This is a genomic window from Pseudomonas moraviensis (genome assembly GCF_900105805.1).
Lineage (GTDB): Bacteria > Pseudomonadota > Gammaproteobacteria > Pseudomonadales > Pseudomonadaceae > Aquipseudomonas > Aquipseudomonas moraviensis_A.
Genome location: NZ_LT629788.1, coordinates 3,409,467 through 3,421,774, shown reverse-complemented (window position 1 = coordinate 3,421,774; position 12,308 = coordinate 3,409,467). Strand labels below are relative to the sequence as shown.

Annotated in this window: 10 protein-coding genes and 2 pseudogenes; 4 read left to right on the top strand and 8 right to left on the bottom strand. The window is 58.8% G+C overall.

The features are described 5' to 3' along the window. Positions 1-82: 82 nt before the first annotated feature. Positions 83-937, bottom strand: coding sequence for a LysR family transcriptional regulator (locus BLU71_RS15215; RefSeq protein ID WP_083353412.1), 855 nt, complete (start codon positions 935-937; stop codon positions 83-85). A gap of 89 nt (positions 938-1,026) precedes the next feature. Here BLU71_RS15215 and BLU71_RS15210 point away from each other — a divergent pair, with 89 nt between their 5' ends. Beyond that, positions 1,027-1,464 carry a multidrug/biocide efflux PACE transporter gene (locus tag BLU71_RS15210; RefSeq protein WP_083353411.1) on the top strand — a complete coding sequence of 146 codons (438 nt, stop codon included), beginning with the start codon at positions 1,027-1,029 and terminating at the stop codon, positions 1,462-1,464. A gap of 111 nt (positions 1,465-1,575) precedes the next feature. On the opposite strand, the gene BLU71_RS15205 is transcribed toward BLU71_RS15210, so the two are convergent. Beyond that, entirely contained in the window at positions 1,576-2,334 is a 759-nt protein-coding gene (locus BLU71_RS15205) for an SDR family NAD(P)-dependent oxidoreductase (protein WP_064364917.1), read from the bottom strand. 121 nt (positions 2,335-2,455) lie between these two features. On the opposite strand from BLU71_RS15205, the gene BLU71_RS15200 reads away from it, so the two are divergent. Then, complete coding sequence (locus BLU71_RS15200) at positions 2,456-3,352, top strand: LysR family transcriptional regulator (protein ID WP_083353410.1); 897 nt, start codon at positions 2,456-2,458, stop codon at positions 3,350-3,352. A 122-nt stretch (positions 3,353-3,474) separates the two neighbouring features. On the opposite strand, the pseudogene BLU71_RS15195 reads toward BLU71_RS15200, so the two are convergent. Both BLU71_RS15195 and BLU71_RS15190 read right to left on the bottom strand, forming a co-directional pair. Then, positions 3,475-5,088: pseudogene (locus BLU71_RS15195) on the bottom strand (inorganic phosphate transporter). Positions 5,089-5,335: 247 nt separating this feature from the next. Then, entirely contained in the window at positions 5,336-6,358 is a 1,023-nt protein-coding gene (locus BLU71_RS15190; RefSeq protein ID WP_083353409.1) for a transporter, read from the bottom strand. Positions 6,359-6,556: 198 nt separating this feature from the next. Here BLU71_RS15190 and BLU71_RS28170 point away from each other — a divergent pair. Beyond that, positions 6,557-7,372 (top strand): annotated as a pseudogene (locus tag BLU71_RS28170) (methyl-accepting chemotaxis protein); the annotation flags it as partial. Between the two features lie 117 nt (positions 7,373-7,489). Beyond that, on the top strand, positions 7,490-8,257 hold the full coding sequence (locus tag BLU71_RS28165) for a methyl-accepting chemotaxis protein (RefSeq protein WP_371919899.1): 768 nt from the start codon (positions 7,490-7,492) through the stop codon (positions 8,255-8,257). A gap of 259 nt (positions 8,258-8,516) precedes the next feature. Here the strand turns inward: BLU71_RS28165 and BLU71_RS15180 are convergent. The 4 genes from BLU71_RS15180 to nhaA all read right to left on the bottom strand — a co-directional run bounded on the left by BLU71_RS15180 (position 8,517) and on the right by nhaA (position 12,175). Beyond that, positions 8,517-9,658, bottom strand: a protein-coding gene (locus tag BLU71_RS15180; protein ID WP_408980746.1) for an IS3 family transposase whose coding sequence is annotated in 2 segments (ribosomal slippage) — positions 8,517-9,397 and positions 9,397-9,658 — 1,143 coding nt in all. Because the reading frame shifts where the segments join, the coding sequence is not laid out codon by codon here. A 202-nt stretch (positions 9,659-9,860) separates the two neighbouring features. Next, on the bottom strand, positions 9,861-10,601 hold the full coding sequence (locus BLU71_RS15175; RefSeq protein ID WP_083353407.1) for a zeta toxin family protein: 741 nt from the start codon (positions 10,599-10,601) through the stop codon (positions 9,861-9,863). Continuing rightward, complete coding sequence (locus BLU71_RS15170; RefSeq protein ID WP_042608213.1) at positions 10,598-10,867, bottom strand: hypothetical protein; 270 nt, start codon at positions 10,865-10,867, stop codon at positions 10,598-10,600. The genes BLU71_RS15175 and BLU71_RS15170 overlap by 4 nt, the downstream gene beginning before the upstream one ends. Before the next feature lie 120 nt (positions 10,868-10,987). After that, on the bottom strand, positions 10,988-12,175 hold the full coding sequence (gene nhaA / locus BLU71_RS15165; RefSeq protein WP_042608212.1) for a Na+/H+ antiporter NhaA: 1,188 nt from the start codon (positions 12,173-12,175) through the stop codon (positions 10,988-10,990). Positions 12,176-12,308: the final 133 nt, after the last annotated feature.

Here is a 12,308-nt window from a genome sequence, read left to right as displayed (position 1 = left end):
GATGCATAACGCCAGACACCTCGGTCGGCCCCCTCTCCCTCCGGGAGAGGGCTGGGGTGAGGGGCTTTTGATCTTGGCAGCTTTATTCGAGCATCTTGCTCAACAACCAGCTCCCCGCCGGCCCCGGCGGATATAGCCGCGACCACAAGGCATCGACAAACACCGGTTTCGGCCAGCCGCGCACGTCCAGTTCAACCAGCAAATCATTGGCATAGCGCTGCACCAGCCACCTCGGCAATGGCGCCCAGCCAAATCCCTTTTCCGCCATTTCCAGCAGCATCAGATAACTCGGCGCCGACCACACCCGGCCTTTGCCGCGACTGTCATATGGATTGACGATGGTCGCCAGGCGCAACTCGCGATGTTGCTCGAGGATCTGCTGATCGACATGCTCAAGCTTCGCCAACGGATGCTCGCGGCTGACGAACAGGGCGATCTCCGTGCGCTCGGCGACGGTCGAGGTGACCAGATCCGGCGGGTAGTTATCCTGCATTTCCGCGAAGGCCAGATGCGCGCGGCCGCGCTGGACCAGTTCGATCAGGTCATCGCATTCGGCAATCAGACATTCCAGCTCCAGCTCTGGATATCGCTGCTCGAAACTCACCAGTGCCGCCTCAAAACGATACGACTGATAGGTATCGGAAATCGCCACGGTCAGCTTCGGCTCGATGCCTTGCGCCAATTGCCGTGCGCTCATCTCCAGGCGACTGGTGGCGGCCAGAATCGCTTCGGCTTTCTGCAACATGACGTGGCCGGCGGGGGTGAGCGTGGGTTTGCGGCTGCTGCGGTCAAACAGTTGCAAATCCAGATCGATTTCCAGACTGGCAACCGCTGCGCTGATGGTCGACTGACTGCGCCCCAACTTACGTGCAGCGGCGGAAAACGAGCCTTGCGTCGCCGCCTGCACAAACGCCAACAGCACTTCTTGCGAAGCCATGAACTATCGCCTTGATCGATGGTTATTGGTTATGAAGTATCGGGAATCGGTTGGATCATGGCAACCATCGTCAAACAAGGAGTCAGGCCATGACTGTCCACAAGTCCATCACCGAACGCGTTTTCCAGGCTGTCGGGTTCGAATTTCTCGCCATCCTCATCTGCACACCGCTGCTGGCGTGGATCATGCAAAAACCTCTGCTCGACATGGGGGCCGTGACCGTACTCATTGCGATGTTGGCGCTGGCATGGAACGTGGTGTTCAACCGTTTTTTCGACCGTGCTCTGGCGCGGATGAATCAGTCGCACAACGCCTGGGTGCGGGTGGTGCATGCATTGTTGTTCGAAGGTGGACTGATCGTGATGGGCGTGCCGCTGATTGCCTGGTGGCTGTCGGTCAGCCTGTGGCAGGCGTTGTTGCTCGACATCGGTGTGCTGCTGTTTTTCCTGCCGTACACCTACGTTTATCACTGGGGCTATGACGTCCTGCGCGAGCGCTTCATGGCGCGCCGCGCCTATGAAAGCTAACGCCGATCCCTGTAGGAGCTGCGGAACGCTGCGATCTTTTGATCTTGTTTTTAAAAATCAAAGTCAAAAGATCGCAGCGTTCCGCAGCTCCTACAGATTCGGTGTTTGCAGTTAGAGAAACATGCCGCCGGATGCCTCGACCCGCTGACCGTTGATCCACTGTCCACCCGGTGACAGCAGCAGCGCCAATGCTCCGCCAATATCGTCTGGTTGGCCGACGCGACCCAGCGCGGTGTTGCTCGAGACCATCGCGTTGACAGCGCTGTTGTCGCGCACCGTACCGCCACCAAAATCGGTTTCAATCGCACCCGGCGCCAGAATGTTCACGCCAATCTGCCGCGCGCCAAGCTCCTTCGCCTGATAACGGGTCAGCACTTCCATCGCGCCTTTCATCGCCGCGTAGGCGCCGTAACCCGGCAGGCTGAAGCGGGTCAGGCCGCTGGAAATATTGACGATGCGCCCACCGTCGTTGATCTGCGGCAGCAGTTGCTGAGTCAGAAAGAACGGCCCTTTCAGTTGCACGTTCATCAGCAGATCGAACTGCTCCGGGGTGGTTTCGCTGAACAGCGCATGCACGCCGATCCCGGCATTGTTGATGAGGAAATCAAAGCGCTGCCGCTCAAAGGTCTGCTCCAGTACTTGTGCAACCTGCGCGGCGAACGCGGCAAAGTGTTCGCTGTGGCCGACGTCCAGTTGCAGCATTGCCGCTTTCGCGCCGAGTGCCTGTAGCTCTATGACCAGATTCTGCGCCTCGTCGGCGCGGCTGTTGTAGGTGCCGATGATGTCGATGCCTTGCGCGGCGAGATGCAGGGCGGCGCTGCGGCCCAGGCCGCGACTGGCGCCGGTGATCAGTGCGATTTTGCGATTCATGCGGACTTCCTCGATTGCGTTGAGTGGGGATGGAAGAAGTTTATTTATCCGCCCTGAGGTGATAAACACGGCAAAAGCGGAATCACTGATCGGCTCAGCCGAACAATCACCGAGGCCTGTGATGAACAAACTGGAACTGCTGCGTACCTTCGTCCGGGTCAGCGAACTGTCGAGTTTCACCCTCGCCGGTGAAAGCCTCGGCCTGCCGCGCTCCACGGTGTCCGACCAAGTGCAGGCACTCGAAGCCTTGCTCGGCACGCGCCTGTTGCAGCGCACCACGCGCAAGGTGCAGGCCACCCAGGACGGCCTGGTGTTGTATGAACGCAGCAAGGATCTGCTCTCGCACATGGATGAGATCGAAGGGCTGTTTCGTCAGGACGAGGCTTCGCTGACCGGGCGCATCCGGGTCGATATGCCGAATATTCTCGCGCGACGGTTGATCATGCCGCGCCTGCCAGAATTCATGGATCGCCACCCGAATCTGCAGATGGAAATCAGCAGCACCGATCGCCGTGTCGATCTGCTGAGCGAGGGTTTCGACTGCGTGTTGCGCATCGGCGCGCAGCCGGATCAGTCGGTGGTCGCCCGGCACTTGGGCGACTTCCCGATGGTCAACTGCGCCAGCCCGGATTATCTGCAACGTTACGGCGTGCCGCAGACCCTGGAAGATCTGGCACAGCATCGGCTGGTGCATTACGTCGGCGTGCTGGGCTCGCGTTCGGAAGGGTTTGTCTATGAGGAGGACGGTGAGGTGCGGCGCGTGGCGATGGCCGGCAGTGTCACGGTCAACAGCACCGATGCCTACGAAGCGGCGTGCCTGGGCGGTTTCGGCCTGACCCAGGTACCGCGCACCGGCATGCAACCGCATCTGGAAAATGGCGAACTGGTGACCGTGCTCGCGCAACACACCGCACCGCCGATGGCGATTTCCTTGTTGTATGCGCGACAACGGCATTTGCCGCTGCGGGTGCGGGTGTTCATGGATTGGCTCGGCGACGTGGTCCGCTCAACGCTCTGACTGATCACGCAGACCCTTGTAGGAGTGAGCCTGCTCGCGATAGCGGTGGGTCAGATAAATCAATGTTGACTGACACACCGCTATCGCGAGCAGGCTCACTCCTACAGGGGGAACTGTTTGGGTCAGAAGATTTGGGTGAACAGCCAGTAAAGGCTGCCCGACAGCAGGATGGCCGCTGGCAGGGTCAACACCCAGGCCATCAGCAAGTTGCGGATCGTGCGCATCTGCAACCCGGCGCCGTTGGCAACCATGGTCCCGGCCACGCCCGAGGACAACACATGGGTTGTCGATACCGGCAAACCGAACATGTCCGCCGCGCCGATGGTCAGCATCGCCACGGTTTCCGCCGAGGCGCCCTGGGCGTAGGTCAGGTGAGTCTTGCCGATCTTCTAGCCGACGGTCACGACAATGCGCTTCCAGCCGACCATGGTGCCGAGTCCTAGGGCAATCGCCACGGCGATCTTCACCCACAGCGGAATGAACCGCGTGGCGTTGTCGATCTGTTGTTTGAACAGTTGCAGCTTGCTACTGGTGTCGGCATCGAAGTTGCCGACCTTGTTCTTGTCCATCAGGCGAATGCTTTCGCTCGCCAGGTACATGTCGTTGCGCACGTTGCCCATGGCTTCGGCCGGGACCTTTGCCAGCGAACCGTAGCCTTTGACTTCCTCGCCGATATGCCCGGTCAGGGCGGCGAGGGCGGGGATCAGTTGCGGCGTGGGTTCCTTGCTGCGCACGTAATCCGAAAGGACCGGGCGCGGATCGGCAGGTGCTGGCAGCGGCGCACTTTTCACCAGCGCTTGTTGAGTGACTTGGGCGACGGCGGCGAATTGCAGCGCTTGTTCTTCCGGCATGGTCCGGTTCAATGCGTAGGCCATTGGCAGCGTGCCGACCAGAATCAGCATGATCAGGCCCATGCCTTTCTGACCGTCGTTGGAGCCGTGGGCGAACGACACGCCGGTGCAGGTGGCGATGAGCAAACCGCGAATCCACAGTGGCGGTGGAGTATTGCCTTCGGGCGCCTTGTACAGCGCACGGTTCTTGACGAACGCGCGCAATGCCAGCAGCAACAGCGCCGCACAACCGAAACCCACCAGCGGCGACAGCAGCAGCGCATAGCCGATCTTGGTCGCCTGCGCCCAGTCGACACCGCTGGTGCCGTCGCGACCGTGCATCAAGGCATTCGCCACGCCGACGCCGATGATCGAGCCGATCAAGGTGTGCGAAGACGACGCCGGCAAGCCCAGCCACCAGGTGCCGAGGTTCCACAGAATCGCCGCGATCAACAGGGCGAAGATCATCGCAAACCCGGCGGACGAGCCGACCTGCAGAATCAGCTCCACCGGCAACAGCGCAATGATGCCGAACGCCACCGCACCGCTCGACAGCAGCACCCCGAGGAAATTGAAGAACCCCGACCAGACTACCGCGACATTCGGCGGCAGCGAGTGGGTATAGATCACCGTCGCCACGGCGTTGGCGGTGTCGTGGAAACCGTTGACGAACTCAAAGCCCAGCGCAATCAACAACGCCACGCCGAGCAGTAGGAACGGCGTCCAGGTGGTGACCACCGTGCCAAGTTCGTGCATGTCGTGCATCAGGCTGTAGGCGGTAAACAGCATGCCCATGGCGAGCACGGCGAAAAAGATGACGTAAGTGAACGGACCGGTTTTCTTGTCGAGCGCCGGTCTGCCACTGGCGGCGGATGCAGGGCTGGCGGTCAGTGAGGGCGTGGCCATGGCGGACAATCCTGAGCGAGGGAAGGAATGTCGCCCATGATCGTTGCAGAATGTTACAGAGAGACTGCGTCAGGTCAGTGTTTGGGTGTTCAAGCCCGCCGCTGATCCGAAGGCTGAAGAAGAAACCTGTGGGAGCGAGCCTGCTCGCGAAAGCGCCCTGTCATTCAACATTGATTTATCTGACACACCGACTTCGCGAGCAGGCTCGCTCCCACAGGGACGACTGTCTTGTGTGTGGGATTTGCGCTCAATAATCCCCACGCTTGCGAAACGCCCAGCGCCCGGCGATCACCGTGAACGTCGCCACCAGCGCAACCAGCACCCAAAACCCGTGCGGGTCCTGCGACAGCGGCACACCGCCGACATTCATGCCGAAAAAACCGGCAATGATGTTGATGGGCAGGGCCAGCACCGTCACCACGGTCAGGGTGAACAGCGTGCGGTTGCTCTGTTCGTTGAGGTTGGCGGCGATTTCCTCCTGCAGCAATTTGATCCGCTCGCCGAGGGCGGTGAGGTCGTTGATGATCAGCGCAAACTCCTCGGTGGATTTGCGCAACTCCTTGACGTCCTCCTTCTGCAACCACGGCGGCGGGCGGTTGAGCAGGCGCAGCAGCGAACCCGGCTCCAGTGCCAGCAGCCGTTGCAGGCGCACCAGCACGCGGCGATTTGCGCCAAGCTCGGCGCGGTTGGTCGACAGGCGCGAGGAAAGCAATTGGTCCTCGACCAGATCGACGCTCAGGCTGGTCTTGCGCACGATCTGCGTCAGCACTTCGCCCTGATCGCGCAGCAGGTGCACGAGCAATTCCGAGGGCGAACGAAAGCACTCGCCGGCCTTCACCGACGAGCGCAATTTATCCACCGAGTGCAGCGGTTGCAGGCGTGCGCTGACGATCAATTTGCTGCGCACGCAGACCCACAGCGTCGACACGTCCGAGGAGACCATGCTGCTGAGGTTGAACACCACATCGTTGACCACCGCCAGCAGCGCCGAGTCGACATGCTCGATGCGCGTCGAACGCGAACCCTCGTGCAAAGCCTCGAAAAATTCGTCGGGCAATTGCAGATGACTTTTCATCCAGCGCTCGCACGCAGCATGGGCCAGGTTCAGGTGCAGCCAGAGGAATTGGTCACTGTCGCTGTCGTCCTGCAAACAGCGCAACGCCGTCGCCGAATCGATCTCCCGACCGCGCTCACCGGGCAGGAAGCGAAAGCCGTAGAGCAGGCCAAACAGATCCGAATCGCGATGGCTGATATCGAGGCTATGGTTCATGGCGGCTCGCTGGGAGGAGGGTGTCTGGTAGAGGATTTTCAGGTTCACCTGAGCGGCATCATCGCAAGCTCACATGACCGTTTTGTGACAGTGAAATGACGTCAAATCAATGCGTTACCGACTGTCGGAAGATTCTCAAGAAGCGCTCTGGCGCGCCGATCCCAAGTGAGTTAGCTTGCGCGCCATTGGCTTCTGGCCATGGTGCGACGACAGGGAAGTCCGGCCATTTTTCACGTCCGCTCGGGCGTGCCTCATCCCTGCTTCGAGTACCTTGCAATGCTGCAAAAATCCCTGAGAGCGCAAATTCTCGCCCTGCTGAGCGGCAGTCTGCTGGCGATGCTGTTGATCGCGCTGGCCTGCTTTCACTTCCTCTCCAACGGCGTGCAAAGCTACAGCCAGTTGATCGCCGGCCCGTTGCACACTTCGCAACTGATCGATGAAGCCAACCTGCAGTTCAAGGTGCAGGTGCAAGAGTGGAAAAACGTCCTGTTGCGCGGCAAGCAACCGGCGGATCTGGCGAAATACTGGAGCCAGTTCGAAGAGCGTCAGCGCGACGTGCAGAACATTCTCGGCGAACTGGCCGGCCAGAAAGGCATCGAGACAAATCTGAAATCACGCATCGAACGTTTGCGCGAAGAGCATCGCCAGTTGGGTGCTGCCTACCAGAAGGGCCGCGATGCCTACGTGGCAGCCGGTGGTGAGCCGAGCGCCGGCGACGCAGCGGTCAAAGGCGTCGACCGCGCCACCAGTGAGCAAATGAGTGCGCTGGTCGCCGAGTTGCGCCAGCAGGGCACCGAGCAATCGGCGCTGATCAGTGCCAGCGCTGAGCGCACCGTGTGGCTGGGGCTTCTGGTGATGCTCGGGTCAGGCTTGCTGATCGGGTTGCTGAGCCTGTGGCTGGTCAGCCGCAACCTGATCGAGCCGATCCGCAACCTCATCGATTACGTCACTCGCTTGAGCCGTGGCCAGTTGGCCGAACGTGTAGTCAGCGAGCGCCGCGATGAGCTGGGCAACCTCGCCGCCGCCGCCAACACCCTGCGCGATTTCCTTGCCGACACCTTCACTCGGTTGCAGCGCAGCACCAGCAATCTGGACAGCGCCAGCGGCGAGCTCAATGCCATTGCCACGACCATGGCCGGGGGCACCAACGAGCAATTCAACCGCACCGATCAGGTGGCCACGGCGATGAATGAAATGTCCGCCACCGCCCAGGAAGTCGCCCGCCACGCCGCTGATGCCGCGCGTGCTGCCGACGATGCCGATCAGTCGGCGCAGCAGGGCGAAAAGGTCATGCAAACCACCATTCATTCCATCACGCAGATGCGCGGCGAAATCGCCAACACCGCCACGGTGATCCGTCGTCTGGAAACCGATAGCGGTCGTATCGGCAAGGTGCTGGAGGTGATTCGCGGCATCGCCGAGCAGACCAACCTGCTGGCGCTCAACGCAGCCATCGAAGCGGCACGGGCCGGCGAGGCCGGGCGCGGTTTTGCGGTGGTGGCCGACGAGGTACGTAACCTCGCCCAGCGCACGGCGGAGTCGATCATCGAGATCAACCAGATCATTCAGAACGTGCAGACTGGGGCTGTCGACGCCGCGCAGGCTATCGAGAGCGGACAGGCGCGCAGTGACGAAAGTGTCGAGCAAGTGACCCAGGCTGGCGCGATGCTGGAGCGCATCACCCTGGCCGTGGAAGCCATTCGCGACATGAACCGTCAGATCGCCACCGCGGCTGAAGAGCAGACGTCGGTGGCCGAGGATATCTCGCGCAACCTGACTGAAATCACCGCGATTGCCAGCACCAATCTGGACAACGTGCAGCGCACCGAAAGTGCCAGTCAGAATCTGCATGGGTTGTCGGGGCAGTTGAATGAGGTGACGGCGCGGTTGAGTGCCTGATTTTGGCTGGCGGTTTGTCAGTGTTTTCGGCGTGATGGCTTTTGCCCCTCACCCTAACCCTCTCCCAGAGGGAGAGGGGACTGACCGTGTTGATTGTTCGAGGTACGCCGACCTGAGATGTCGAGGTGCACTCAGGCTGGTAGTCCTTTGTGATGGCTTTTGAATTTTGAGGCGAACTCAGGCTCCGAAATTTCCCCGATCTGCTCCCTTTGTTCTGGTCAAACGATACTGGACACGGTTATAGGGTTTAGGTCATTTCTCATGCTGCCAAGGCTTCCATTGCTACCGGAGTCCGATATCCGTTGTGACTGTGCAGCCTGATCCGATTGTAATAATGGGTCAGGTAGCGCAACACATCGGTACTAGCCTCATCTTCGTTTCGGTAGCCAGCCTTGGGTATCCATTCAGATTTCAAACTGCCAAAGAAACGCTCCATCGGGGCGTTATCCCAGCAGTTTCCTCGTCGACTCATGCTTTGTTTTATGCGCATGTCCGCCAGCATTTCACGAAATACTTTACTGCTGTAATGACAGCCCTGATCCGAATGGAACATTAGGTTTTCAGGGCGTCCTCGCGACTCGAAAGCCATCTTTAACGCTCGACAGGTCAGAGCTGAATCCGGGCTTCTGGACATCGCCCAGCCGACGATACGCCGGGCATGCAGATCAAGTACAGCAGCCAGATAAACCCAGTAAGTACCGGCCCAAATGTAAGTCACGTCGCCACACCACACTCGATTGGGGATCTCGACATTGAATTTACGCTCCAAATGATTGGGGGCGTATTGCGCCTCCGCACCGCTGGGTTTGTAACGATGCCTGCGCCGTTGCTGACTCTTCAACCCGAGCTCGCGCATCAGGCTACGAGCCATGTAACGACCCACCGACTCTTTTTCGTTACATAGCGCCTTTGACAGGCTGCGCGCGCCCATTGAGCCGCGACTTTGCTCATGTAATTCAGCAGCTTTGATCTTTAGGCGATTGCGCCCGTCATCTACTTTCGCCCGCTGTTTCAGACGCTCGTAATAACTGCTGCGGTTGATTCCAAATACAACGCACAACTCGGATCTTGAATATTGCTCGCTTAACTCCTCGACCAGCCTTACCGATCGAGGGAATCCGACATCAAGAGAGCTGTAGCCTTTTTTAAAATTTCCTTCTCGCGCTCAATCCGTCGAATTGTTGCTTCCAGTTCCTGGATGCGTTGTTGGTCAACGGTCATGGCCTTGGACTTCTCAGGCGTCTTGCCGCTGCGCTCCGCACGCAGTTGCTCAACCCAGCGACGCAGAGCTGTAGGGCCCACGCCCATTGCTTCGCAGGCTTCACTCACCGAATAGTCTTTATCCAAAACCAGGCAAGCCGCATCCCGTTTGAAATCTGTCGAAAAATATCGTCTGGTCAAATCACACCTCGTCTATGGGCGTAGATTACCGCCCTTTAGGGGTGTCCAGAATCATTAAGCCAGATCAGGAAAGCGCGGCTGTAGGACGAGTCGCTAAATACGTGGGGATTGTTCGACGTGGGCGAGGTAATCACGGAGAGCGGGGGGCTGTCTGTTATTCACATTCAGCGTAACCAATCGGCAAAATGATTTTAGAACCAATCTAAAGCAATTTATCCAGCACGAACTGCTTGAACCACGGTGGCTGGGTGTCTGATTTGATTTCTATCAGTTCGCCATCCGTAATTTCAGCTATCTGCGTCAAACCTTCACTGCCTTCATCAGAGTTATCGAAGATATAGGCTCGGTTGGAGGTCAGGATAGCTTCGGATAAAAGCTCTAGAGATCGCCAGTATCGAGCCTCAATCTTTTCAGCAGGCACGTTATGCCCGCCTCGGGAAACGCGGTATGCAACTCTCGCAATATTGATCTGCGGGTCCGCTGTTGCGACGTAATAGACGTAGACCCTATAGCCGGATTTATTCGCTTCAGCGAGAAGGCTGACTTTGTCTGCGGAGGACATGACGGTTTCGAAAGTAAAGCTGATGCGCTCTTTTATCAGCGATCTACGGATGAAGTCGCAGAGTGCTGACGCCACGTACGAGTCGATTTCAGTATTCGAAAAGTTGAGCCGGACTCCGTCAATTGCGAGGTCATCAAGCTTTGCCTGCGAATGAGGCGATTTTTTCAGAAGGGGGTGAGCACGTAGGAAGTCGAACAGCTCGGCTTTGTGTGCTTCGATGCGATAAGAACTGAAATCAAAATACCCGGTATCTTTAATTGAGCGTTCGATGTCGTCAGGGTTTATGTAGTTGCCCAGCAGATGCGCAGGGACAAGTCGATTGAATGTGCTTTTCCCGGATCCGTTCGGTCCCGCGAATATCCGTATTCTCGGTGTGCTCAAGAAGTAACCTGTTTTGAGGATTTTTTGATGTGCAGACGCGTTCCGCTTTTCAGATTGCCGTAGGCGCCAATCGACCGCAAAACGATGGAAGTCTTCTCGGTCACTTCAAGCAGCTGACCATCTTTAGCGACAAGCACCGCTGCGCCGTTTGCAAGTGCCATTTTGTAGGCGTTGCTGAAGGCCTTTAGAGCGATGTCAGGAATTCGCGACTCCTGAACGGCAATCTGATCGTCAGTCATTGGGCGTTTTTCGGCTTTGCGCGACATGAATGACTCCAAGCTGTGCTGAGTAGATGGCTGTTTGATGCGCAAGATATAGCACATTTGCAAGGCTTAGAGCCAAGCCCCTCGTCTGGTGAGGGGCTATGCCATTGGCCGCAATAAACCTCAGGAAGTTTGTATCGTGACCCTACGACTCGCCGCCGCCGTCACCGCATAACCAATCAGCGCCGCGAGAATCGAGCCGGTGAGGATGCCCATCCGATCCATTCCTGCGTAATCACTCACGCCCGGTTCGAAGGCCAGCGAGCCGACGAACAGGCTCATGGTGAAGCCGATGCCGCAGAGGATCGCGACGCCGAGGACCTGGCCCCAGTTGGCGCCTTGGGGCAGGGCGGCGATGCCGATCTTGACCGCCAGCCAGGTCAGGCCGAACACGCCGATGGTCTTGCCCAGCAGCAGGCCGATGGCGATGCCCATCGGTACGTCGTGGGTGAAGCTTTCGACGGTGACGCCGCTCAGCGACAGGCCGGCGTTGGCGAAAGCGAACAGCGGCAGGATGCCGTAGGCGACCCACGGGTGCAGCGCGTGTTCGAGGGTCAGCAGTGGCGACGGCTCGGCATTTTTCGTCCGCAATGGGATGCAGAAAGCCAGGGTCACACCGGCCAATGTGGCGTGGACACCGCTCTTGAGCACGCAGACCCAGAGGATCAGGCCGATGATCATGTACGGCCCGAGCTTGACCACGCCGAGCCGGTTCATCGCCACCAGCGCGGCAATGCAGGCCGCCGCCAGGCCCAGCGAAAGGGTCGACAGTTCGCCAGAGTAGAAAATCGCGATGATGACGATGGCGCCGAGGTCATCGATGATTGCCAGGGTCATCAGGAACAATTTCAGCGAGACCGGCACGCGCTTGCCGAGCAGCGCCAATACGCCGAGGGCGAAAGCGATGTCGGTGGCGGTCGGAATGGCCCAGCCACTCAGGGCGGCGGGGTTGTCGCGGTTGAGGAACCAGTAGATCAGCGCCGGCACCAGCATGCCGCCGATCGCCGCAGCGCCGGGCAGGACGATCTGCGAGGGCTTGGACAACTGACCGTCGAGCACTTCGCGTTTGACTTCCAGACCGATCAGCAGGAAGAACAGCGCCATCAGACCGTCGTTGATCCACAGCAGCAGGGGTTTGGCGATTTTTAACGCGCCGATCTGCGCCACCACCGGGGTGTCGAGCAGGCCGGTGTACAGCCACGACAGCGGCGAGTTGTTGATGATCAGGGCGAGAATGGCTGCGGCGATCAGTAACAGACCGCTGGCAGCTTCCAACTGAAAGAAACGCGTGAAAGTGCTACGCAGAGGCAAGGTCGCTCTCCATCGATTGGTGAAAAAGGTGGGCTACCCTAACCCGTACCGTTAGTTGTTAAAACAAAAGTTATATTCTTTTTTGTTATATGGCGTTACAGGCTGTCTGGCTCGGAAGCATTGAGCCTAGCAG